Raw genomic sequence first — 24159 nt, forward strand, 5'->3', positions numbered from 1 at the left:
AAAACTATAATCAACACGATGCAAAGCAGCATCTACCGCGCCTGGATTACCGTACACCACACGGGGAAGGGTGGCAGTTTATTTACCGTTACCTGAAAATGCCCCTCAATTTGCGACTGAATTAATTACTATTTTAATTATTAACATTGTACCATTGCTTCAAAGTATGTATTCCTGAGTTTTGGAGAGTAAATGTATTTAATAATGACGGTCCTATTTATGATCGCAGCGATATTTTCCTTCGCAAAAACAATGAAAGTTGTGCTAGAAGAAGCGAGCCTTGACAAGGAAAAACGTATAGCAGCTATCGGACAAGTAAAATTGACTTGGCTATTCTATGTTCCGGCTTTCTTCTTGCTCCTTGCTCCATTCATCAAATCATTGATGGATGCAGGCTCTGAACAGGTGGACCAATCAGGCTCCAATTTACCTGTATGGCTTTTCCTGGCTGGTGGCCTGTACTTGCTGTTTGGTGCCGCGCTTTTATTACGCAAAGCCATGAAAGAAAAAACTCTCGGACAGATAGGCACTATCCTTAATATCCAGATCCTTCTGTGGGTCGGCCTTTACAGCACATTTGCGGCCTATGACCACTTGAAGTTTGCAGATGAACATTTTGGGATAATGAGCACCCGCCTGATTGAGATCGGTGGTGTGAAAGATGTCACTTGCGAGCAAGAACTGATGTTGGTTAACTTCACTGAAGGTCAAACGACTCCAATGCAATGGCGGTGCCCTACAGGTTTCTCTTTGCTGAACAAAACAAATCGTCCTTTCGTTCCTTGGCCGGATTACACCGAAGGTGAAAGCGAGCAGCTTGCCGCTGCAATGAACAAAATCATGACGGAAGCGAAAGCCAACTCACAGTAACGGAACTCTCCAACCAAAGGCCAGCAATACTGGCTTTTTTTACGCCCATTTCCCATCGATAAAAAAACAATCGAAAAAAGACTATTTTTTTCCGCATTTGCTATTCGTCACCGGTACACGCCGTGTTTAACTGGATTCAGAAGTAAGCACAAACACGTAAACAACCAATAACAATTTGCGGAGTAACTATCATGACTATCAACGTACAACAAATCTTCCAAGCTTCCCGTGACAACGAGCTGATGGGCAATCTGGGCGCTATCATGCGTCAGATGGACAAGGCCCCATCCACGCTGCGTGGTCTGAGCGACTTCGTATCCAAAGAGCGCAAAACAGCTGCAAACAGCGCGCTGTTTGAAGAGCTGAACGTTGGTCGAAACAACGTGTACGCGGTCAGCGTCTCATGGTTGTACGTTGAAGAAGGCCTGAACCTGCGTGAGGTTGATGTAGAGCGCGCAGAGATGTTCAAGAACGCCTACCTGAACCACCCGAGCAGCGTCCCGGCTATCCGCGTTAAAGTGGTTGTTGTGAACGGTGTGACTCGCCTGAAAATCATCGACGGTCACCACCGCTTCACCGGCCTGATGGCCGCTATCGCTGAAGGTGCAGTATTTGAAAAGCTGATCATTGAAGAGTTCGAAGGCGGTAAGGACGAAGAAGTCTTCAACATGATCGAAAGCGCCAACACCAAGCACCTGAAGATGATTGAGCGCGCTGAAGGTTTCCGCCGTCTGGTTGATTGGGGCCACGAAATCGACTCTATCGCTCGTCGTCTGGGTCTGTCCGGCGTAACCGTTCGTCGCAGCCTGATCCTGGCTAAAGCCGAAGAGCGCATTAAAAAATTGGTACGAGACGATAAAGTGTCCGGTGATGTTGCGATTGACGTGATCACTGATTGCCAAGGCACCGACCGTGACGCTTTCGACATCCTGATGGCTTCTCTGGCTAAAGCCGAGCAAGCAGGTAAAAACCGCGTCACCGCGCGCTATGTGTCTTCGCCGAAGAAAGCCAAGGTGAAACCAAAAGTCGTGCGCAAAACCTTCGAAAGCCTGTTGCCGACGTTGGATCAGCTGCGCTCGCAGATCCCTCCCGCACCAACGGCTGAGCACGAAAACCAGATTGAAATCGCTGAGACCGTGCCGGAAGAAGTGGTGCTGCGTCTGTCCCCTGAAGTTGCCCGCCAGCTGATGGCAGCGCTGAGCGATGTAGAAGCGGCCAAGCTGGAAGAGGAAGCCGAACAGGCGGCGAAAGAAGCTGCTGAGGCTGAAAACGAAGGCAATGAAGAAGCCACTGAGGCTCATGACGGTGAAGGCGAGGGCGACGCTGAGGCATAAACCAACGCGCTGTCTTCGCAAGATTAGGCCGGTTCTCCGGCCTTTTTTATCTCACTTCACTACACCGCCCGTGCCGTTCAATAAAAAAATAACGTCACGGCAGCTCGGAGGTTTTATGGATCACGCACTGCCTATCCTGCCTAAAATCACCATCCGCGTCATTGATGACGCTTCCTTGGAAACGTTAGCTATCTCCCACTATGAAAGCCGAGGCTGTAAGCCGCGCGCGCTGGGGAAAGGCCATTCCATTCGCCGAAAAGGCAAAAACACCGACGCGTTTCTGGCTCGCATAAAAGTGAATTACGTTCGACAGCTGCTCAGCAACTACGATCACGATAAAGAAAATGCGTATCGTAGCTCTGGGCAGGAACGTGAAGCCTCTTGCATGAGCCAGCAACTGTATTCTGCAATTGCACAGCATTACCCGTCCTTGGCGGCTGAATGTGAACGCCAAATCGCGCAACGAAACACGCTGTGAGGCCGGTGATGAAAGAGAAAAATCAACGTTCGTCCACGATCGCCACTGAACAAGATATGCGTCTGGCTGGTCTTCGAATGCCTCCCCATTCACTTGAAGCGGAGCAATCCGTTCTTGGCGGTCTGATGCTGGACAATGAACGCTGGGATTTGGTGAGCGAACGTGTTGTGGAAGGGGATTTCTTTACCCGTGCCCACAAAAGTATTTTTACCATGATGCAACGGCTGGTGGAATCAAGCCGACCGATTGACCTGATCACACTTGCTGAAGCACTGGAGCAACACAACCAGCTTGACTTGGTCGGTGGCTTTGCCTATCTGGCCGAACTGTCGAAAAATACCCCAAGCGCCGCTAACATCACAGCCTACGCCGACATCGTGCGTGAGCGTGCCGTAGTGAGGGAAATGATCACTGCGGCCAATGATATTGCGGATGCGGGTTACGATCCCCAGGGTCGGAATAGTGCTGAATTACTGGACCTGGCCGAAAGCCGTGTGTTCCAGATTGCAGAGGCTCGAACTAATAAAGACAGCGGGCCGATGGGCATTGATGCCATTCTGGAGAAAACTGTAACGCGCATCGAGCAGCTGTACCAAACACCGCATGACGGGGTGACAGGCGTCGATACGGGTTACACCGATCTGAACAAAAAGACAGCCGGACTCCAAAAGTCCGACCTGATCATCGTCGCAGCGCGCCCTTCAATGGGTAAAACCACCTTTGCGATGAACATCTGTGAGAACGCAGCGATGACACAGGACAAGCCTGTGATGATTTTCAGCCTGGAGATGCCAGGTGAACAAATCATGATGCGTATGCTGGCTTCCATGTCCCGCGTTGACCAGACCAAAATCAGGACGGGCCAACTGGATGACGAAGATTGGGCTCGTATTTCAAGCACGATGGGCATTTTGCTGGAAAAACGAAACGTCTATATCGACGACAGCAGCGGCCTAACTCCGACTGAATTGCGATCGCGGGCACGGCGAGTGTTTCGTGAAAACGGTGGTTTGAGCCTGATCATGGTGGACTACCTTCAGTTGATGCGGGTTCCGGCGTTGAAAGACAACCGAACACAGGAAATAGCAGAAATATCCCGCTCTTTGAAGGCGCTTGCGAAGGAACTACAGGTACCCGTGGTGGCCTTATCGCAGCTTAACCGCTCACTGGAGCAACGAGCAGATAAACGACCCGTAAACTCGGATCTGCGCGAGTCGGGTTCGATAGAGCAAGATGCGGACCTCATCATGTTCATCTACCGTGACGAGGTCTACAACGAGAATAGCGAGCACAAAGGGGTAGCCGAAATTATCCTGGGTAAGCAGCGTAACGGGCCTATCGGCTCGGTTCGTTTGGCCTTCAACGGCCAGTGGTCGCGATTTGACAACTACACCGGACCACAGTTTGAAGAATATTGAATGTTACCAAAGCCAGGGTATTCTGGCTTTTTTTAAACTTATCTATTTGTTCTTATTTACTTCTTCAAAATACTCTCGCAATAATTCTTTATTCATAAAATATAGCTCAAGAATTATGAGTAGCAAGTAATTACCTTTATGCTTATAGAAAAAAGGAATTTTCGAGTTGTCAATTTTAAATGTTTTTATTTTATCTACACTGCCTTTTTGTTCAGGTTTTTCCTCTTTTAATGTATATTCAGATGAATCATATAAAATATACTCATGATCTAGATGCTCAATGAAGTATTCTCCACATTCTTGACTATAAAATATTTAATGTGAATAACTTGAGTAACAACGCAGCCGTCATCCAATAGATTGTAATCATCCCTTAATTCTTCAAATGTTATTTCTTGCTTTTCTTTGTTGTGTGAAACTATTAATTTATCATTATATATCACACCATAAAAACAAGATAATGAAGGTAGCATTTTTATTGATGCACCAAGAGGGGCGCCTCGTTCTATAGATTCCAATCCGAAACCTACGTCAATGATACCCATTGGCTTTAATGCTAGATTTTTTAAATAGTTACAGGAGATCAACTCTTTAAATATATTTAATAACTTTGGAGAAGTATTAATTTGCAATTTCTTATTTATTCGACTGTCAAACACAGCACCAAACGGACCGTCGTTTTCTATGTTAGTAAACTCATTAATAGATAACAAGCTATACCGGGCAAACTGTGCGTCAACCAGTTTTAGCTTCACTCCATTGGCATTGTATTCCTGAGAAATTGATTCGATATCGACATTTCTTTCTGTTAGATCGTTCGGTTTATCCCTATTGAATTGTTTTATAATACTATCTAAAATATGGTAATACTTATAATTGTCTTTATGTTGTGTTATTTTATTATCATTAACACTTGATGTTTCATTCGGATAGTAATATCGTTTTTCTATAAAATCAAATAACTCAAGTTTGTTTTTAATTAACTTTATTTGTTGCAAGTTATATGTTGCTACATCAATTCTTTCGTGCGCACCACTCAACCAAGATGCATAAGAGCCGCCATGATGGCATTTCCATTTTGTTTTTTCTTTATGCTCATTGATAAAGCTAAGGCTAATAATATTTCGGTGGCTGCGTAGGCAGTTACAATTATTATAAATGTCAGCCCCTTTAATTACGAATGAAATGTCTTTACTTTCATCATTAGAAATATACTGATTAATTATTTCTTGATTTTCATAGGATGTTAGGATGTAGGTGAAGAATTTGCTATTCGAAAAAAATCTTTCTATAAAACCAATTGCATATTTGAAGGTTTCTGTATTTGCTTCAAAAGCACAATAAGCTGCCCCTGAACAGCATAATGTTTCCTCCTTCGCAATTTCGTAATCTGAATCCAATTTCTTAATTATACTTTCCAGTTCAATTTGCCACATGAGATAACCTTTTAGGTTTTAGTCTAATTTATCACAGAATATTATAAATTTAATTATCTAGCTAAAGAATTGTTTTTAGCGCTCATTACTTCGTCAGCTGTCTGCCTCATGAGAAAATATCCTGTAAACAAAACAAATAACAGGTGATTTATGCAGCATTCCTTCAACTTTAAAAATCCGGAACTACCTTCCATATCAGTCTTAAAAGCGGATAAGTGGCAGGCCGTATGGCAAACACTGAAGGAAGATGCCGACCTGAACTATCGTGATGCCAGTCGTGGAGTCAGCATGGCTGATCTCATCCATAATGGCACAGCTTCTATCTACCAAGCCCTTGCTGATAATTGGACGATCTCCCTCGCCTGGAGTAGCGGTAAAGACTCCGAAATTGTCCTGCACTTATTCCTCATGGCGTTGGTGCGCGCTGTTCGCGCGGGAATTCCTATTAGCCAACACCATTACCTTTTGCATACCGATACTGGCATTGAAACCCCTGAGATACGCTGGCTCGCCGATCAGAAACTGGCTGCGCTTGAAAAGTTCATCGATCAAGAAAACCTGCCGCTGTCTATTGTTCTCGCAAAACCGGGGCTCACCTCCAGCTGGACGGGGCGGATACTGACGGGGCGTGGCTTGCCCACGTTCACCAACAGCTCAGTGCGTCAGTGCTCCAACGACTTGAAGATTTTTGCGGCCAAACGCGCCAAAACGGCATACGTGAAAAGCCTGCCAAAATCCGTGGGTAAACGCGTCTGTTTGCTGCTGGGAAGCCGCGATGCAGAGGGCGTTATCCGAGCCAAAAACATCGCCTTAAAAGGCGGGAATGCGAGTCAGGTTAAGATCACAAAAGAAGGCGGCGAATTGTACCCCATCAGGCATTGGTTACAGGGCGACGTGTGGGAGTTTCTGCTAAGCGCCGGAAGCGCTTCTAAGTATCTGCTGCCGAGCTACCTGGACAGCAACAACGACACCGCTGAGCTCTACAAGGCCGCAACAGGGGAATGTGTTTGGTCGGGTTCTGAGAAAAAATCCAGTGAAGCCTGTGGGAGCCGGTTTGGATGTTGGGCTTGCCAGGCGGTCGGTCTCGATAAATCAATGGAAAACCTTCTGCGTTCTGATGACGATCGCCACGGTTACATGGCTGGGCTCAACCGTATTCAGAGATTTTTGTCCAAGCGTCGCAATGCGTGGGAAGATAGGCATCCTGTGGGTCGCACCTTGTATGCTGGAGGCTTCATCAAGGTTCAGCCTGATGTCTATTCACCGCGCTTCCTGGAGCGCCTGCTGCATGTTTGTTGCAGTATGGACTACGTTGAGCAGCTGCGTGCTGAGGATGTAGCCGATAAACTTCGATCGGGCGAACTGGAAAACACCGCCCACAACCGCCGCATGGCGTCACCTCAATTTCGCATTGTCAGTGAGGTTGCGTTAATCCATATAGACTTCATGTGGTCATTCCACCATTTTAACGAAAAACCGTTTCATGCTCTGGAAATCTATCGCCGCGTCTGGGCAAAAGGTGAGCTCGACTTACTGGAAGATGAGCCTGAAATGCCTGTCACCCCAAAGACCCCTATGCCCAAAGCATTGTGGGTCAAGGTCGGGCAGTTTGGTAATGATTCCGGTATGGATGGCCTGGCTGATCCCATCGCTGAAATGGCCTATTTTAACGGTGCCGACGATGAGCGTGCCAGCCGCATTATCAATACGCCGAACGGAAAACGTCGCGTGGTTAGCTTCAGCGAGGACAGTGAAGTGACCATCGACGCGGATGCTGCTGAGTTCATCATTTGGGAGGAATATCCTCGACTGCGTGAAGCGGTATTGGCTGGGCAATACACCTCCGGCAGTGCTGCTCAATTTTATCTGCGCTTCGGTGCAGTTTCCCTGTGCAAAGGAAAGTCAGCACTGTACAACCGCATGATGCAGCGCGGCCAAACTTATCGCAGCCTGGGCTTAAACGGCCATCAGACAATGGATGGGATTGCGTCTCGTAAAGACCTGCGTGTACTAACGACGGAACGCTATCAGTTTCTGATCGCCAACAAAGTGAACGCCAGTATCATCCGTCTACGCTGGTGGGCTAATCTGGCATTCACCATGCAGTGGCACTTGGCGAATCAGACCTCAACCGGTCAATGGATCCGTGCATCTTTGACGCGCGAGGATGAACTATCCATGCAGCAAGAGAAAAATAGGGCCAAAAACACACTTTCGGTTTTCGTGATCGGACATACCAGTGCTTGGTGCTCGTTGAAGCTGAGTAAGTCCGGCACGTCCACTGAGCGCGCTTTTCGTCGTTACCATCAACATACTCGTCGTAATGCAATTACAAGCTGCCAGGGGCTCTCTCAGCATCTGAGAGAAGTGATCGTCAATCAACTGAAACTGGAGTATCTGCGGATGCTGTGGCGACTGGATGATGGCTTGATGCTGAAGCATGACTCCGATCCCATCACCAAAATGGCTGGGCGGGACCCTGTTGCGCTAAGCAAACACTTCCGTCTCGTGGTGAGAACAATGGAGCGCTTCGTTCAGGAGGCAGCGTGAAACGCTTAATTTCGTCGGCAGTACAAGTTGAGTCAGTATTGAAGTTTACTATTCATACAGGATATGAATGATGAAAACGAATATGACCGATGTGTTGTTAGATGGTGCGTTGATTATGGTGTTAGGGGGCGCTCTGATCGCTGGGTTCGAATTGATGCCCAGCCAGGAGAAAACCGATTCTGTCATCGCTGAATACCGAGTCGATATTGAAAAACGTGACGGGTTAAGCCTGTACAGTAACAAAAGTACCGTCCGTATTGATGTAGTGGGTGAGATCCCGGCAGAAAAAGATCTGCCTCTGCCCGGCGAGCGTGTCGCGTTGATGCTCTACGACAAAAGTCAGGCGCAAATGTGTCAGGACAATCGTTGCATGGATGTGGACGTTATTATCACAAAACCTGCTTTTTTACGGAGGCATCATGAGCCTGGCAAACAATCGGCCTCAAATTAACTATCTTAAATTAATTAAGGCGGAAAAATTCCCTCCGGGGATCTGCGTTAAGTCACTCTCGGTTTTCGAACGCGACACATTGCGCGTGGCTTTAACCATGATGGCGCACTGGAACAATTATCCGGAGTCGCCAGTCCACATGCGGCCAGAGTGGTCAGCACAGGTGTCTCGGCTCTTGATTGAAACGATGAAGGAGCGGGACGAACTGAGAGCACACTTGAAGAGTCTCGGTGCTGAAGTGCCTGAGAAAGTAGTGAAAATGTCCGACATGACATTTCAGCAACTCATGTTGAAGTGCAACTGTAGTTGAGAAATTCACCCATTCCGAAAATGAGGTTTTCATGAATCCGACACCTGAAAAAACGAATGCTGGGCCTGATGTTGATGGTACCCGCAACGCCAATATTCTGACCAACCATGCCCGACTCGTGGACATGAAAAATCGCCTTTCATTCTGGGGGGCAGGCGTGAGCTTAACACCGGATGAACAGCTGGCGCTGATCCAGTTCCGGCTTCAGCACTTCTCAGACGATGTGCTTCCGCAATGCATTAAAGAGATTGCCGATGAACTGGGGTGTAAGCCAGATAATGAAGCGATGCTGCAATCGATTGACGATCTGCGTGTAGCGGCAGGTGAACGTGAAGCTATGGCACGTCGTGCTGGTGTCACTGTTTGCGAAATGAATCTCGTATTAGCACGTCCGGAAAGTGTGGTGAAGGCAGTTCCTGAAATGGTCATTGACCAAGTGTGTCATATTGCGGCCGAAATTCACAAGAGGGGGGCGGGAGTGGGGGATGATAAAGCCCAAACCACCATTGATCGCATTCGTGAAGTGTTAACCAACGTCGGCCAGTAATTTCAGTGGGTGGGATTACCCACCCATTTCCACAAACTAAATTTGTTTTTCGATTTCCGTTGTGTTTACCCCTTTGTCAGCTGCATGGGAGGCTTGATACTGAAAGTCTGATACGCAAAGGAATAAACACTGATGAATTACTCACACATTCCCATGCCTTCCCGTGAAGAGCATTATGCTTTTTTAAAGTCTCACTATCACCATGCCCGTTTTGAAGGCCGTAATAATGCATCCTGGGGTGAGGACTACTCTCAGCGTATTGCTAATAGCGACTATCTAGAATTGGAAAAAAATGGTTATGCGCTGATCTCCAATCACGAGTCTGCTACCCGTGAAGCGGTGTTCTATCATCGTTCACTGGTCGGTTATGGCACGATGAGTTTGATGTGTGATAGCGCTTGTAACGCCCCTGAGGCGATTTGCCTGCAAGTTTCAGTTCCTGCTCACTTAGCTCCAAAGATCCCTGGAAAATCACTTAGCGAGCTTTTGGCGAAGCTTAAGCGGGACATTATGGGTACGTTTCCATTGTGTCGGGTAGAACTCGCTTCTGGCTCTAAAGAAATTTGCATCGAAGTATTCCAAGCCGAAGAAGTGATCTCAAAAGAGATCGTTGGTTTCACAAGCACGATCATTTCAAATTGGTCACAAGGGTAAAATATGACGTATTTAGAAGAAGTTTTTGCAGGTGTAGAGCGAAATAAAGGGAAAGAATTGGCTGACCTGTTTCGCTCTGCTGAGGCTCAAATTGCCCGTGCTGAACAGGGTTCCACTGAATCGGATGACAATGCATATGACCTTCGTCAACAAGAAGGTCTGAAGGTTACAGAAGCATTGATCAGAGCTGGTGGTTTGTCTGGAAAGACTATTGAGATCATTCGTTATAGTAAGACATCAACTCAGGTAGAAATTCGTGATGCGGATGGTTGCCTGGTGTGGCGTGATTTTACATTCACTAATGATTTTGTTTTTGGTCTGGCAAAAAATATTGCTTTTTAAATAAATTCGATCCCGTGTGGCTACTTAAACTTTAAGCGGATTGCATTCCAGATGTCCGCTTTTCAAATAGTTATACCCATTATTCACAGGGATGATCTAATAATTGGATCTTTTGATCTAATAACTGATCTAAAAAGACCTAAGGGATCTAAGGGCGAGATTGATTAATACTATCAAAGTATTATAGAACATTTTTCCCCCGCAAACATGCTGTTTCCTCCTGCAAATATGTAAGTTCTCCTTGCAAGTATGTAAGATCATCCTGCAAACATGCATATTTTCCCTTGCAAACATGCAAATCATTCCCCTGCAAACATGTATATGTTACTTCCGGCTGTGGACAAATAAAGGAAACCAAATCCTTATAGTTAATCTTTAAAATCAATCAATTAAAGGTGGTTTTTGATTTATGCAAGAATGAAGGAAAGGAGTTATTACTGAATAATCCACTGATTTCTAGGGACGGAAAGGCATCGGTTTTTAATAGAGATGCGGAGTGAAAAAGTAGGATTTGAAATTATTTTTCCCAATGGAAATACATTTAGAGTTTTTAAAGTAAATTGAAGGGTGGTAAGGAAGTTATCCCCGTTATTAACAGGAGTGATCTAATAATTGGATCTATTGTGATCTTAAATAACTAAAAACAACTAAGTGATCTAAGGTTGATATTTTATTTTATTTTCAACCAGTTGCAGAGTTAAATTCCCTTGCAAACATGTTATTTCCCCTTGCAAACATGCAAGATCAGCTTACAAACATGCATTTTTCCCTTGCAAATATGCTGATTTCCTCCTGCAAACATGTTATACATCCCCCTGCAAATATGCAAAGGCTCAAAATGCCTGTTAACAAATAATAATATTTTAGGAATAACTATGGCTAAGGATATTAATGATTTAGGCCTGTCTGTGGAAGTAAAAAACAAGACGACGGGCGAAATTGATTACATATCATCAACAGATACGCGATCGATTCAACCTATCTCACTGCTTAGGCTTAGTGTTTTTAGTCCCGTTAGTAGCAGGGAAAAGAAAAATGTTGGTAGCAGGGTGATGGATGCTTCGGAAGAGCTGAGAAACCTTGAGATTGTTAATAGCGAAGGTTATGACAGAGTCACCATATCTGGGCCTAAATTAGATATGGATACAGACTTTCGTATCTGGCTTTCAATAATTCAGTCACTCAGTGAATATCCAATGGTAGACAATAAAGTTGTGCTTCCCTTCAGTGATTTTGCAAAGATGTGTGATTACAACACAAGGCAAATTAACAAAATCCTGAAAGAAAGGGTCGCTAAATCACTTCGAAAAATTACATCCACTTCAATATCTGTGTACAAAGATACTGGCGATGATTTGATTAGTGCTACAACTCACTTGTTGAATTTCTCCAGGGTGGATACAGCTGCAAACGAAGTTATTTTGGAATTCAATCCAAAATTAAGTGACTTGTACAAAATGGACTACAAGCGCGTTCTGAAGCTGAAGGTATTCCCTGCGATCAAAAGAAATGAAGTGGCAAAGGCTATCTATGCTTTTCTTGAAGGGTTGCCAAACAGTGAGAATAGGGTGCAGATAGTCTCATTTGAAAGGTTGATGAAGCGTTTAAATATGCGCTCAGACCCTTATAAGCAACTTGAAATGGTTAGAAGGGCAATGAAGTTATTAGAAGACGTCAAATACCTCAAGTACACTGAAGGCTATAGGGTGTCGAAAGGAAAGCGACAAGTTTTTTTCTCAATCAATTCGCGTGACCCAGATTTGTTGAAAAATACCGACCTGGATTAAGTATATTCCAGGGCGTATGCGTCCCCCTGCAAACATGTTATTGAGGAACCGTGATTTCCTCCTGCAAACATGCTGTTCCCTTGCAAACATGTCGTGGAAGGGCAGTTATATCCCCTTGCAAAGATGCTATTCCCTTGCAAACATGCAGCGAAGGGGCAGTTATATCCCCTTGCAAATATGCTGTTCCCCTGCAAACATGCAGCGGAGGGGCAGTTATATCCCCTTGCAAATATGCTGTTCCCCTGCAAACATGCAGCGGAACGGCAGTTATATCCCCCCTGCAAATATGCTTTTCCCTGCAAACATGCAGTAGTAGGCTGAGTTTATCCCCTTGCAAATATGCATTCCCCTGCAAACATGCAGCGGAACGGCAGTGAATTTCCCCTGCAAACATGTAGGGGAGGGGCTGGAGTTTCCCCCCTGCAAATATGCTTTTCCCCTGCAAATATGTAGGGGAGGGGCTGGAGTTTCCCCCCTGCAAATATGCATTCCCCTGCAAACATGCAGCGGAACGGCAGTGAATTTCCCCTGCAAATATGCTTTTCCCCTGCAAACATGTAGGGGAGGGGCTGGAGTTTCCCCCTGCAAATATGCATTCCCCTGCAAACATGCAGCGGAACGGCAGGGAATTTCCCCTGCAAATATGCTATTCCCCTGCAAATATGCAGCGGAACGGCAGTGTTATTCCCCTGCAAATATGCTATTCCCGTGCAAAGATGCAGCGGAACGGCAGTGTTATTCCCCTACAAATATGCTATTCCCCTGCAAACATGCAGCGGAGGGGGCTGAGTTTACCCCCTGCAAATATGCTATTCCCCTGCAAACATGCAGCGGAGGGGCTGAGTTTATCCCCTGCAAATATGCTATTCCCCTGCAAACATGCAGCGTAGGAGCTGATTTTACCCCTTGCAAGTATGCTGTTTTCCGCAGACGCGTAACGATGGGGCGGAGTTTCCTCCTGCAAACATGCAGGTGAATGAAGGTGGTTTCGCCCTGCAAACATGCGCTGGTCAGATCCCTCTATCCCTATTCAAATATGTCTTTCTGTGCGCCTGTGACCTATTCGTCAGCTGTTCACTACGTGTAAAGATAGTAATAGAAAATGAATCACAATTGAGGGCAGAGCCATGACAGGCATTGTAGTTCGTGAAGAACACGTCGAACGTATCCAGCGTTTCAACTCACTTCAAAGCGGGCAATATTGGCGCGCAATGCAGGATATCCCAGAAGAAGCTATCCTGATGGATGAGGTACTTCTCATCGAATCCCTACGTTGGGTTGAAAATCAGCTTCATACCGTCATCCTCCGCGCACATCCGAAGCACTACGAGCAATACGCAACCTTTGTCACAGTAGACAAAGACGGCGTTTCTCACAGTGTTAAGCGAACTGTCAAAGAGCACCGATTCTTGTTTAATGACTTTGTTGAGCTTTTTGTATTCGCTGATGATGCGCGTCAGATCCGTGATGCTGAAGTCGCATTGTGCCAGCAGCGTGTTACCGATCTAACTCAATCTCTGTCGAAGTCTCTCGCTAACCCTGAGGCGATGAAAGCTATTGTGACAGAACGTATTGAGCAAAAAGCCGCAAAGAAAGGTGTAAGTGCGAGCACCATGCCTGCTATCAGTAATAACGCTATTCGCCTGGCTACAGGCTCGGTGGGTAATGCTATTGCAGCGGGCGTGACTGAAGCCGATATCAAGAACATGCGTGATGCGGCCGAGCAAAACCATCAAATAGCGACAATCCAATCCGAGTGGATCCAAGAGCGTAATATCGAAATTACAGCGGCAGTTCAGGCTGTGGTGCCTTATTTTGCCGAAATGGCAGCGGCGCAGCTGGCTGCAACAGAAGATGCGCGTTCTCAGGTTGACAAACTGATGGACGGTATCAAGTCTTTAGATCTCTATATTGGCAAAGACGTCAACGTGAAGGTGATCCGTAAAGGGCAGTCCGCTCCCAGCAATGAGCCTCTGACCTTTGTTCAGCAGAAATTGATGGTCGATGAAGAGTTGGCCATCTACCACGACTTAAGTGACTGGTTCGACTTTGGTGACCTGGACAAGTTCTATCAAGCGCTGTGCAATACCCATGCGCTGGTGGATCAAATTTTCCCTTCGCCGCGCTGCGTACTGGTCATGGCAACGACTCGCCGCTATATCGACTACAAAGACCGTATGGAAAACCTTATTAATAACAGCGAGAATGCCAAGGTATTCTTGATGGTTCGCGACGGCGAAAACCTGTATCGCATCGTGTCCCCTGTGGAGTCTCACCTGGGTGCGAACATGCTGTTCCCGTCTCGGGATGAGCAAGAGCGCTTGTTCCGGGGGATGGATGGGGAACAAATTAAATTCCAAAACGTCGCTTATTCTGATCGGCTGAAGGCGCATGAGCGCATGGCACTGCACTACAAACGTTTCCTGATTATGTGTTGTGGGCTTGACCATCGGGAACAACTATTTGGTGATTTCTACGACCGGAGTCTGGGTCTGAATTTTGTGTCGATGAAATTCCAAGAGCAACATTGCCGCTTCATTCATGATGCTGACGGTACAGGCATGCTGAGTAACCCAGAAAATAAAAAGTATCCATCCTTGGCTGGTTTCATCGAATGGGCAAACAGTCACCTACGTAGCGGCTCTCGTGTGATGTGCCAATGGCATTCACTGGCGAACCCAGAGACTGCGCCAGGTGCAGCCAAAGAAAATGACGATCGTTCCTATGGTTCCTTTAGTTTTACCGTGGACTTTAAAGACGACCGCAACGTAGCTGTAGCCTTTATCAAAGACGGCCTGTTGAATGTCAAAGCGCCAGTCAGCAAGACCAGTTATAGCAACAAGAGAGGAAGTGTGACGCGTGACTATAACGTCAACGTCTGTATCGAAAAGTACAACAAACAGTGGAAGGAAGACGACGCACGTTTGCCTTACCTGTGCCTGGACGCGGTCACCGCTGAGCATCTGGAGCACTACATCTATTCTCGGGCTGTGCGCTCGGACCACACCTACTACATTGCGCTGTTCAAATCGTTGGCTAAGTACCTACGAGAAGAGCGTCAGTCAGAGCAGAAGTCTCGCGACCTGCTGAAAGCAGCGCTGGTGGTAGGGCGTGTGGGGAATGAAGCCGACCAAGATACCGTTATCGACAAAACAGTCATGGCATGGCGTGCAGCGAACCGTGGAGCACCTTTGGCAGAGGCGATGGCCGACAAAGCGCAGTGGGAAAACCTGCTGGGCGTGATGGACATGATCGCCTGCCGGGGCATGAATATGCTGCCTCAGATAGTCGATTTTGCGCGCATAATTAAGGCCGCACCTTTGCGCCTCATTGTGAACACGAATGGTAAATTATCGTTGTACGTTGCGCCAACGGATGGTGAGCGTGATGATCGGATAGAGCCGCATATCTGGGTGCAGCGCATTAACTTCAACCTGACGAAAACGGGAATCAAAGAAGGCTCACGCAGCTGGGTGAAACTGAACGCCTCGAATGTGGCGGAAACAACAATTTTTGAATGGCCGGAGGCGGAGGCGTGGAAGAATCTGAATGCTGCTTTTGGCAGTTATGAAGAAAAACAGGAAGCGTTTAGCTTTGTGGAAAGCAGAGCCGGTGATCTACATCGTTTAAACCCAGCCAACCAAAGACGTCTGGCGGAAATGTCTCATCTTTGGAAAGAAGCTTACTACGAGATGAACTACGTTCATGAGACGGGTGGGCAAGTCCAGGTTCCAGCTTTGATGATCCCGATCGGCATCCGCATTGAAGGCAGTGAATGGAACTTTGTGTACGTGGGCTCTATAAGCCGATCGGTACACTGCATCTATCAGTTGCTGGAAAGTGAGAGCGCCAAGAGCGGTCTGGCGGAGATGTATGCATCGTTCTACAAACACCCTGAAGGGCGCATCAAAGAACTGAGCACAAAGGCTGCTGACATGTGGATGTTTTCCTCTAAGGAAATGCCCGACGTGAACATGTTCAGCACGAACAAGGATCTCGAATACAGCGGGCTGGACTATTCACTGAATAGCAACTCTGTATCCGAAATACACAGCTTTGATGTCCGCTGGCGCTACGCACAGGAATACGTGTCACATCCACATCGTTCTAAGAGCACGCTGTGGCTTGCAGAGAGCCTACGCGATGAAAGCGGCAGGCCTATGATCGATACACTGCTTGGTAGTCCTCACCTCCACCAGGATGCCCCTGTCGATGTGATTGAAGTGACGTTGCCTCAGCGTTATGACGATCCGAATAAAGCGAAGATTGCGAAGACAAAAGCACCATTCAACCATGCTCATTGGTTCGATATCTGCCCTGTTGGGTACAACGAAAATCAATGTCTGGAGGGCATTATTGCACCAGTGAAAACCTTTACCAGGATGACTTTTGCCAACAAAGAACTGGCGTTGCATTACATCTTTTCGCGTAACTCAGAAGCGAGAAAATACCAGACCGGTTACTTCTCCGAGGTGGAAGTGCCATTGCCTGAAGGCGTGACACGCTGGACAACGCGTAATTAATACAGTGTATGAATAGCATTATCAACCGCCCCTGAGGGCATTTAGGAGGTGAATGTGTCTCAAGAATATAACCCGATCCCGCGCAATGTGATGTTCACGGAATTCCTTCAGTTACTGGAGGAAGACGGCTTACCAGCCAGTCACCTGGAAACCGTCCGTAAAATTTTTGCGGAGATCACCCAGCAGGTGAATGAATTTGGTCCGGAGCGTGGTGCGTTGTTGGCACTGGCAGAGGCTCACTCACCGTTTTACCGTGATTTGAAAGCTGAAAAGGACTTTATCAGCGGCGTATTAAACATGCCTATTTTCTTTCACGGAGTATTAAACATGCCTATTTTCTTTCACGGATAAGTAGGCGATATGTGTTTTTATAGGCCGGTTTCCGGCCTATTGCTGTTCATTTAGATAATAAAGAATGTAACCAGAATAAAGCAGATTGCTTTTCGTTATTTCAGCGTCGAAACATTGCTTTAATTCATCAGGTGTTTGAAATCCATATTGGCTTAAATTGTCCTTTGCAAAGCCGGATAAGCGCCAAAAATCGAAACCATTGAATTCCCCGTGTTCTCCAAAATCAAAATCGATAGTGCCCGTTCGTAAATGCACGGCGCATCCGTAACCATGTTTGAAATACCTGATGCCACTATGCAACTCCCCGCTTTGTGGAATGCTGTTTCCTGCCCACGCGTTATTAGATATTGGCAATTCGAACCCTGAGAGCTTCATTAACTCAATGGCTTCAGAAACGCGTTTTAAATAATCATTGATTAGGTCGCGAAGACGACTGTCCATATTAACCACCTTGTTATTAATTTTAATCAAAACAATATCCTCGCTAGCGGTCTTGTCAAGTTAGAGGGGGCTTGATTTTTAAAATGAGGATTAGAAATTTCATTACCGGTTGTCTACGGGGGACAATATCCTGGTCTACCACAACACTTAAGCGAGGAAATATGATCACTTTATTCACCGCAGTGGCTTCTACCTCTGGTGGGGCGCTCTTTTTCATTTGCCTGGGCATTACCTGTTCAGCGATAGCCATGTTGACCGCGAAAGGAGTCAAAGCAAAGATCGCTAAAATTGGCCTGGGTATCTTAGCGGGATATTTCCTGTTATTTGTTGTGACTAATTCAGCGATGAAAACGCAGAAATCTGTCGCAACCTCCATCGCGAAACGCGTACCGTTACCTACTTTCCCCATCGCTGATGCAGAGGCAAATCAGCTGAAGTCTGAGTATCTTGAAGCTATTGCTACTGCGTCGTTGTTCAGCGAGCCCATGCCAACCAAACGTATGATGGCCGTTCAGGAAATGGCGGAAGCACTGGCACAGGAGCAGAATGAAAGGTTGATTCGGATCATCAACGGGAAAGGTTAAGTTGCCCCGTTTTAATCGCTCACTTCGGTGGGCATTTTTTTGCCTGAAGCAAAACCAATCACAAAAGAAATAATTCAAAATAATATAGTTTACGCTATTCGTCAGCGGCTGAGGTCATGGTTTACTAATTACATAGAAACCAACAAGGCTGAATGAAATGAACGACGTGAAAATGGTTAAAGTATTGAGAGATAATACCTTCTGTCACGCTGCGTGGATGGATTTTAAAAAGGTCTTAGGAGAGTCACCTTTTGGTGTTTTCCTGGAGTTTGTAGACCCACGCAATGGTGCATTAGTTCAGCTGATGTTTCCATTCTGGTGCAAGCCTCAGAAAACGTATAAGCCAATGGGTAACGTGTTTATGACCCAATGGCACGGATTAACTCTGACAATCCCGCCCGACTTTGATTGGTGGGTTCAGGCTCAATCTAACGGCATTGGAATGCGTCGTATCGACCAGAAAGTTCAGTTTCTAAAGCACGGGGAATATGTGGAGGTAAATCTGAAAGTCGAAATGGCTACAGTCATTCGCGTTAACCCAGTGTTTTCACCCGAGTTCGACGCTGCCACACATGCTTAGCGTCTGATCAATGAAGTGGGCTTCCCAAACCCACGATACCCCTTAATGCCCATCACCCTCGATGGGCATTTTTTATGATAAAAATCAGCGTGTAATCACTTCGTCAGCGGTCAATCTCATGCTTGAATGATTGGGTCAACAAAATGAATAAACCGAGGAAGTTACGATGACCCCATTAGTCAATGCAAACGAAAAACGTGCTGAAAACCATTTAGCTTCAGCAATCCGTTTCAACGGTTCAGTAGTGACTGTCCGCGAGTGGATTGACGCGTTGATCGCGCAAGGCTACAAGCCAAACGCCAAGGCTGTCCTGAAGGGCAAAGAAGCCAGCCGTATGCAATTGCACCGCTGGAACAATGCTCAGCAAACTGAGCACATGAAAAAACGTGCTAATGCTGGGACAAAAATTGAATACACGATGTCACATGAAGAAAGTGGTAGTTTCTATGACGTGAAAAAATTTGCGTTCGATTACGCTGTATCAATAGCAGGACCGGAATATGGTGAGCCAGAAGACCGTTGCTTCATCGTTTATGCAATTCCTCAGCTACGAAAAGGTGCTGAGTATGAGCGCTGTGTCGCGGCATACAAGCCCGTGTTTGCTGAGGATGAACAGCGCGCTTTGAACATCCTGCGCTTCGACTTTCCTTCAGCAAGGATCTTGTGGTTGGGGATCGCTAAAACTCAAGAACAAGCTTTGTCTCTGGCCGAAACCGCAATGGCCTGATGAGGCGTGCTAAAAAGTTCGACTCCAAGCCTGCACCAGATGGTGTGGGCTTTTTTGTCCGCAAAGCGTCGGCCTTTAACGTGGATTAAAAAAGTATCTTTTTTAAAATCATCGGCAGTGTATCGACCTGGAAATAGTTATGAAAACTGCCTTATTTCTTACCCTGTTCCTGCCTGCAATATCATTGGCTAAGCCACTGTTTATCGGTGATAGCTTAACCTATACCCTCGCGACGAGCGCAAAGAAGCACATCCCAGTAGACGGCCTTTATAAGGAGAGCACAGGGCTTACCGACCGCAGTTCGGTAAAGTGGAACGATTATGTTCAGACAATGAGTTTTCAGGACTATGAGACCGTGGTTATCTCTCTGGGGGCTAATGACGGCATCGGTGCAAACCAAGTCACGAACTACCAGCAGAAGGCAACACAGTTTATCCAGCAAATCCAGCAGAGCAACCCCGGTGCATCGATTATCTGGATATTGCCACCTGCAATGAAGAATCCTGCCACCGAAGCCGCCTTGGTAAATACCAGACAAGCAATCCGTCAGGCGGTGGATGAAACACAGATCGCTTTTTTCGACCCCGAGGTCGCTATTGGGCGTCAGTTTAACCTTACCGTGAACGATGTGCAGGTACGAACCCATGACGGGATACATTACACGAGCAAAGGTAGTGATTTGATAATTGGGAGGCTGTTCAACCAGTAAAAACAGGGGGAATGTATTTTATTTTGAACCTCTTTGTCAGCGCTGAACCTGTGGGATGATCTTCCTATCGAACCAACTCGGGTTTAAAAGGAAGATTCATGGGTGCCAACCGTAGAAACAAGTTTGGGGTCAGCCGTCGCTTTGCTGTCCGTTATGACCGGGCAAATGATCCGGAGTATATGGCTTTGGTTGAGCGATACCAGACAACTAAGCGATACAGCCAATCGGGCAAGGCGGGTGATGACGACCACAAGGAAAGCGTTCGCGCGCTTCATCATTACCACGGGAAAATAGCTGTGGAGTCCTTCCGGAAATAACATTTTCACTACTCGATATTGTTTCTCAAAATAATCTCTTTTCTATTATTCGTCAGCGGCTTAGGTCATGTTTTACTGGTTAAGTAAACAAAACAACGATACCAATAAGAAAAGAGGATTCACATGTCAGATAAGCAAGAATTTATCCAAAGTTTTATCGTCACGTTTAGTGCAGATGCGCCCATTGGATCCTTGCCCAAAGAAGGGTTGGAGTTTTTCCATTCATCTAATCGCAGTGTCTCATTCGGTTTTAATCGACTAAGTGGAAAAGAAGCGATTGGTAGCTTTCTTAGAGCGTTTAAGCCAGACCATGAGTTTGTGCAGCAGCTGGATGAACTGCTTGCGGCTCCTACGCCAGATGAAGGGGCATTGGAGGATTTGCGTGGTTGGATCAATGCGATGGAATGGACGGCAGAAGAGCTGTTGTATGAGCTTCGCAGCGTGGGGGTTATCTCCATTGTCATGAATAGCATCATTTATCGTGGCGCGTTTTTCCACACTGAAGTGACTGGCGCTGCCTATATCGGTGGAAAAATGGAATCGCTGGAATTGAGTGGGGAAACAGTCCTAAAGCAGCTTCATCAAGAGTTAAACGTACAGTACGTAGTCTGACACCTAATCGTTCGGTCTGATCGCAGGCCGAACATTATCGCAACGAGGAAACCCGTTATGAACCAGCTGAAAATCGACAAGCTAAAACAGCAATACGTTTTCACTCAAGACCGTGGTGTTTTCAAGGTCGGGATAGCCCTGCTGGCGAAGCGTGCAAAAGCCGTGGCTCAGTGGATGGGGGTTGTCGAACCGAAGAGCAAAGCAGGCTCTTTCGAGCATTACACCGAGTGTATGGCAATGATGGAAAAAGGCCATCAGTACGCGAAGCGCACCGGTTTGCAATGCACTGGGAACCTGAGTCCTCAGCTGGTGGGCTATGAAGGCGAACGGGTATCCGTTGTCGATAATGCTGGGCATACCCGAAGTTTCTGGGTTGCACGCACTCTGGGATGGATGCCAAGCCATCTTGAAGTTGATCGTCTACCAGCCATGTTCTGGCAGGACAACGATGAAGACGACGTACTGGCTGCTGAAAGCTATCAATCCGTCGTAGTGATCGGGTAAAGCAATTTAAGCCGTCAGCGTGGGGCTGGTGGCTAATTCAATATCAATAAATTGGGGTAAGAAATGCAAGTATCAAATGACGTCCTCGCAGTTCTGTCTGAAGCGCGTGTGGAGGGCAACAAACTCTTCCTGGAAGGCCAGCTGGATCGTCGCCTGTACACCAACACCAACAAGGTGCTTGAAGCCGCTGGTGGGAAGTGGAACCGCAAAGAGAAAGCCCATATTTTTGATGGCAGTGCGGAAGGGCGTATCGACGACATTATCCTGTCTGGATCGGTTGTGGTGCCAAAAGACGACTTCAACTTTTTTCCAACGCCGGAAAAAATCATCAATACGATGGTTACCAGTGCCAATATTCAGGACGGGGATCGAGTGCTGGAGCCGTCCTGCGGTGATGGGCGTATTGTCAAAGCTGTGGCTAAAGCGGCAAAAAACCTCAATATCGTGGCTGTTGAGCTGGATGAAAAGCGCGTTCAGCAACTGAACAGCGACCCTGAAATTACGTCGCTGGTAAACCCTGAATTTACGGGCACAAGCCTTGAACTGGTCAATGCTGATTTTCTCAGCCATGAAATGGACGAGAAATTCGATGTCATCATCATGAACCCGCCTTTCAAAAATAAGGCCGACATTAAGCATACAAACCGAGCGTTGGATCTGCTGCTTTCAGGTGGGGTGTATACGCAAGGTGGTCGCCTGCGGGGCATTTTGTCTGCGGGCGTGCTGTTCCGTGAAGATGCCTTGACCAAGGCCTTCCGTGAGCGTGTGAAACTGCTCGGGGGCTCATTCACTGAACTGGAAGACAAAGCTTTCAAAGAGTCCGGCACGATGGTCAAAACTGTTCTACTGGAAATTGACCTCTAACAGCCAATGTCAAAGCCGCCTTCGGGCGGTTTTTTCGTCAGCGATATCTGCTGAGTGATACTGGAACTTCCCGATACCGGGGGGGAACGCCATCCAAAGTGAGGCGCTGAAAAGAGCGCTGGGGGGATAGATGAAGCCACGAAACATTATCAGCGTAAATCCGAATTCAACCGTCTTTGGCGGCCAGGGTAGTTGGGTTAACGAACACTTGCTGGAGGTGCTGATTAATCGCGGCATGTTCAGTTCGGCGTTAGAGCGATATCGCCAGAGGGGTAAAGGGGTGATGTCTGTTCCCGTACATATCAGCATCCGGTTGTTTGGGATCAGCGTATCGGGTGCGCACATGCTCATTACGCCGTATGGCCTGGTGTGCAAGTTCGATGATAACGAGTTGGGTGAGAGCTACTCATTCGACGTGAGTGGTGAAGCGCGAAAGCTGTGGAAAAGCGTTTGCCATATTGGCTGACAAGTTGGGGTTAAGGGGGTTGTCATGCTGGCACTACTGATCGGCACTTTAACGTTGATGACATTGTCCTTGCTGGTGCTGTGTGGATTGTATGCAAAGTACCAGTATCACGAAACACACAAATTGCCAGGGCTGCGAAGTCCAGTGGTTGTGTGTCTCTCGTTGGCGGTTAAATACATAGGCCTTTTTGGTTTGATGTTGACGGTGACAACGGCTTTCCTAGACTCGTTTCATATCCCAGCTTCAGGGGGATTTGTGTTGATAGCTTTCGTGCTGCATGCGGGTCTTGGTGCGACCTGTACTGTTCTGCACAACCGGCAGCTAATTCGGTAAGATTGTCCACTGAATCAAAAAAGAAACCCGCATAAAAAGCGGGTTTTTTGTTAGTGTAGGAACTCGATTGTAACCGTTTAGTCTATGAAAATGGAGGCAGGGATATTAAAACGCGCAGACAGTTTTTTAATGTGCTCCAGTGTTAATCCTCGTTCACCGTTGAGGATGCGGCTAACGTATGAGCGCGAACCGAGCTCATCTTGAAAGTCTGTCGTATTAAGGTGGTATTGATCCATCAGCGTTCTCAATGCTGCTACACCGCCATTGCTTTTTGCTAAGCGCTCGTTAAATTCAGCAAATTCGGGCGCTGTTTTTTCATACGCATCAATCTTCGCGCAAATCAAGTCGATAAGCGGGTTGTCTGGGTCATTTTCGACAAGGTGCTCAACCAGTTGAACGGCTTTTTCATAGTCTTCGCGAGAATGGCTGTTTCCCAATAACGGCACAATGCTTATCAGGTTTTGTGCTGCGTTTACTGCATCTTGAAACATCATGCTTTTGTTCTCCGGTAGTGATCAGTCAACCTATCGTATTCAGCGTGGGTTGTTATATGTTTCACGAATATTTTCCCCCGGTCAAAGTCGGCAAAAAACATCATTCTTAATGAATTGCCACTGATGTCGATGACCCACCATTTCTCTCTATACTTCATCCGATCAAGGCTGGGGAAAACCTTTTTAAGCTCATCAGGCGTTTGATAACTGTCGCGCTTGAGTGTTCGATATATGTCAGATAGCGCCTGAGCACTGTTTGGAAATCGCTTGGATGCCTGGTCAAAAGGTTCTCTTGATATTACGTGCATTGCATCTCTCATGTTTCCTATTTGTCAACATTGTAGCATCTAAACTATTGGTTGCCAATATGGCAACTAATAAATTAATTATTCTGCTATCTATTCTTCGTCAGCGGTTGAGGTCATGCTTCAATAAAGAGGTAAACAAAACAAACAATATCAATAAAAGAGGTTTCTT

At 46.6% G+C, this 24159-nt stretch carries 27 protein-coding genes; 23 read left to right on the forward strand and 4 right to left on the reverse strand.

Annotation, left to right across the window (positions count from 1 at the left end; all coding sequences use genetic code 11):
* Positions 1-192 precede the first annotated feature (192 nt).
* From LG402_RS22035 to dnaB, 4 genes are all read left to right on the forward strand, one after another.
* Positions 193-870, forward strand: a complete 678-nt coding sequence (locus LG402_RS22035; protein WP_191901265.1) for a hypothetical protein — start codon at positions 193-195, stop codon at positions 868-870.
* Positions 871-1061: 191 nt separating this feature from the next.
* Positions 1062-2204 (forward strand): ParB/RepB/Spo0J family partition protein, encoded by a 1143-nt coding sequence (locus LG402_RS22040; RefSeq protein WP_042847065.1) that lies wholly within the window; start codon positions 1062-1064, stop codon positions 2202-2204.
* Between the two features lie 115 nt (positions 2205-2319).
* Positions 2320-2682 (forward strand): hypothetical protein, encoded by a 363-nt coding sequence (locus LG402_RS22045; protein ID WP_042847064.1) that lies wholly within the window; start codon positions 2320-2322, stop codon positions 2680-2682.
* 8 nt (positions 2683-2690) lie between these two features.
* The gene (gene dnaB / locus LG402_RS22050; RefSeq protein WP_042847063.1) at positions 2691-4100 is read left to right on the forward strand and encodes a replicative DNA helicase; all 1410 of its coding nucleotides are present in this window, start codon (positions 2691-2693) and stop codon (positions 4098-4100) included.
* A gap of 269 nt (positions 4101-4369) precedes the next feature.
* Here dnaB and LG402_RS22055 read toward each other — a convergent pair whose 3' ends face one another.
* Positions 4370-5536: a hypothetical protein gene (locus LG402_RS22055; RefSeq protein WP_166268269.1), complete on the reverse strand. Its 1167-nt coding sequence runs from the start codon at positions 5534-5536 to the stop codon at positions 4370-4372.
* A gap of 150 nt (positions 5537-5686) precedes the next feature.
* Here LG402_RS22055 and LG402_RS22060 point away from each other — a divergent pair, with 150 nt between their 5' ends.
* The 9 genes from LG402_RS22060 to LG402_RS22100 all read left to right on the forward strand — a co-directional run bounded on the left by LG402_RS22060 (position 5687) and on the right by LG402_RS22100 (position 17051).
* Complete coding sequence (locus LG402_RS22060; protein WP_166268271.1) at positions 5687-8086, forward strand: phosphoadenosine phosphosulfate reductase family protein; 2400 nt, start codon at positions 5687-5689, stop codon at positions 8084-8086.
* Positions 8087-8156: 70 nt separating this feature from the next.
* On the forward strand, positions 8157-8537 hold the full coding sequence (locus LG402_RS22065; RefSeq protein WP_042847061.1) for a hypothetical protein: 381 nt from the start codon (positions 8157-8159) through the stop codon (positions 8535-8537).
* The gene (locus LG402_RS22070) at positions 8506-8847 is read left to right on the forward strand and encodes a hypothetical protein (RefSeq protein ID WP_042847060.1); all 342 of its coding nucleotides are present in this window, start codon (positions 8506-8508) and stop codon (positions 8845-8847) included. Before LG402_RS22065 ends, LG402_RS22070 begins: the two co-directional genes overlap by 32 nt.
* Before the next feature lie 31 nt (positions 8848-8878).
* Positions 8879-9394: a hypothetical protein gene (locus tag LG402_RS22075; protein ID WP_191901266.1), complete on the forward strand. Its 516-nt coding sequence runs from the start codon at positions 8879-8881 to the stop codon at positions 9392-9394.
* 132 nt (positions 9395-9526) lie between these two features.
* On the forward strand, positions 9527-10048 hold the full coding sequence (locus LG402_RS22080; protein WP_191901267.1) for a hypothetical protein: 522 nt from the start codon (positions 9527-9529) through the stop codon (positions 10046-10048).
* Positions 10049-10051: 3 nt separating this feature from the next.
* Positions 10052-10390, forward strand: coding sequence for a hypothetical protein (locus tag LG402_RS22085; RefSeq protein ID WP_191901268.1), 339 nt, complete (start codon positions 10052-10054; stop codon positions 10388-10390).
* 875 nt (positions 10391-11265) lie between these two features.
* Entirely contained in the window at positions 11266-12177 is a 912-nt protein-coding gene (locus LG402_RS22090) for a RepB family plasmid replication initiator protein (RefSeq protein ID WP_042847057.1), read from the forward strand.
* A 1127-nt stretch (positions 12178-13304) separates the two neighbouring features.
* A complete protein-coding gene (locus LG402_RS22095; protein WP_042847054.1) occupies positions 13305-16700 on the forward strand; it encodes a hypothetical protein in 3396 nt (1131 codons plus the stop codon).
* Between the two features lie 54 nt (positions 16701-16754).
* Positions 16755-17051, forward strand: coding sequence for a hypothetical protein (locus tag LG402_RS22100; protein ID WP_042847053.1), 297 nt, complete (start codon positions 16755-16757; stop codon positions 17049-17051).
* A 36-nt stretch (positions 17052-17087) separates the two neighbouring features.
* Here the strand turns inward: LG402_RS22100 and LG402_RS22105 are convergent, their stop codons facing one another.
* Complete coding sequence (locus LG402_RS22105; RefSeq protein ID WP_042847052.1) at positions 17088-17492, reverse strand: DUF6896 domain-containing protein; 405 nt, start codon at positions 17490-17492, stop codon at positions 17088-17090.
* 161 nt (positions 17493-17653) lie between these two features.
* Between LG402_RS22105 and LG402_RS22110 the strand changes: the two genes are divergently transcribed.
* From LG402_RS22110 to LG402_RS22155, 10 genes are all read left to right on the forward strand, one after another.
* On the forward strand, positions 17654-18076 hold the full coding sequence (locus LG402_RS22110; RefSeq protein WP_162762193.1) for a hypothetical protein: 423 nt from the start codon (positions 17654-17656) through the stop codon (positions 18074-18076).
* A gap of 157 nt (positions 18077-18233) precedes the next feature.
* Complete coding sequence (locus LG402_RS22115; RefSeq protein WP_042847049.1) at positions 18234-18656, forward strand: hypothetical protein; 423 nt, start codon at positions 18234-18236, stop codon at positions 18654-18656.
* A 166-nt stretch (positions 18657-18822) separates the two neighbouring features.
* Positions 18823-19383 carry a hypothetical protein gene (locus tag LG402_RS22120; RefSeq protein WP_042847048.1) on the forward strand — a complete coding sequence of 187 codons (561 nt, stop codon included), beginning with the start codon at positions 18823-18825 and terminating at the stop codon, positions 19381-19383.
* A 139-nt stretch (positions 19384-19522) separates the two neighbouring features.
* The gene (locus LG402_RS22125; protein ID WP_072035184.1) at positions 19523-20092 is read left to right on the forward strand and encodes a GDSL-type esterase/lipase family protein; all 570 of its coding nucleotides are present in this window, start codon (positions 19523-19525) and stop codon (positions 20090-20092) included.
* Positions 20093-20190: 98 nt separating this feature from the next.
* A complete protein-coding gene (locus LG402_RS22130) occupies positions 20191-20409 on the forward strand; it encodes a hypothetical protein (protein WP_042847047.1) in 219 nt (72 codons plus the stop codon).
* Positions 20410-20532: 123 nt separating this feature from the next.
* Positions 20533-21021 (forward strand): hypothetical protein, encoded by a 489-nt coding sequence (locus tag LG402_RS22135; RefSeq protein WP_042847046.1) that lies wholly within the window; start codon positions 20533-20535, stop codon positions 21019-21021.
* A gap of 57 nt (positions 21022-21078) precedes the next feature.
* Positions 21079-21525, forward strand: coding sequence for a hypothetical protein (locus LG402_RS22140; RefSeq protein WP_052219361.1), 447 nt, complete (start codon positions 21079-21081; stop codon positions 21523-21525).
* 63 nt (positions 21526-21588) lie between these two features.
* Complete coding sequence (locus LG402_RS22145) at positions 21589-22389, forward strand: methyltransferase (RefSeq protein WP_042847045.1); 801 nt, start codon at positions 21589-21591, stop codon at positions 22387-22389.
* A 130-nt stretch (positions 22390-22519) separates the two neighbouring features.
* Positions 22520-22855 carry a hypothetical protein gene (locus tag LG402_RS22150; RefSeq protein WP_166268283.1) on the forward strand — a complete coding sequence of 112 codons (336 nt, stop codon included), beginning with the start codon at positions 22520-22522 and terminating at the stop codon, positions 22853-22855.
* Between the two features lie 24 nt (positions 22856-22879).
* Positions 22880-23188 (forward strand): hypothetical protein, encoded by a 309-nt coding sequence (locus tag LG402_RS22155; protein ID WP_166268285.1) that lies wholly within the window; start codon positions 22880-22882, stop codon positions 23186-23188.
* 77 nt (positions 23189-23265) lie between these two features.
* Here LG402_RS22155 and LG402_RS22160 read toward each other — a convergent pair whose 3' ends face one another.
* Both LG402_RS22160 and LG402_RS22165 read right to left on the reverse strand, forming a co-directional pair.
* Positions 23266-23682 carry a helix-turn-helix domain-containing protein gene (locus tag LG402_RS22160; protein ID WP_042847042.1) on the reverse strand — a complete coding sequence of 139 codons (417 nt, stop codon included), beginning with the start codon at positions 23680-23682 and terminating at the stop codon, positions 23266-23268.
* Positions 23679-23990, reverse strand: coding sequence for a type II toxin-antitoxin system HigB family toxin (locus tag LG402_RS22165; RefSeq protein ID WP_042847414.1), 312 nt, complete (start codon positions 23988-23990; stop codon positions 23679-23681). The genes LG402_RS22160 and LG402_RS22165 overlap by 4 nt, the downstream gene beginning before the upstream one ends.
* Positions 23991-24159: the final 169 nt, after the last annotated feature.

This window comes from Proteus sp. NMG38-2, from assembly GCF_020640995.1.
GTDB lineage: Bacteria > Pseudomonadota > Gammaproteobacteria > Enterobacterales > Enterobacteriaceae > Proteus.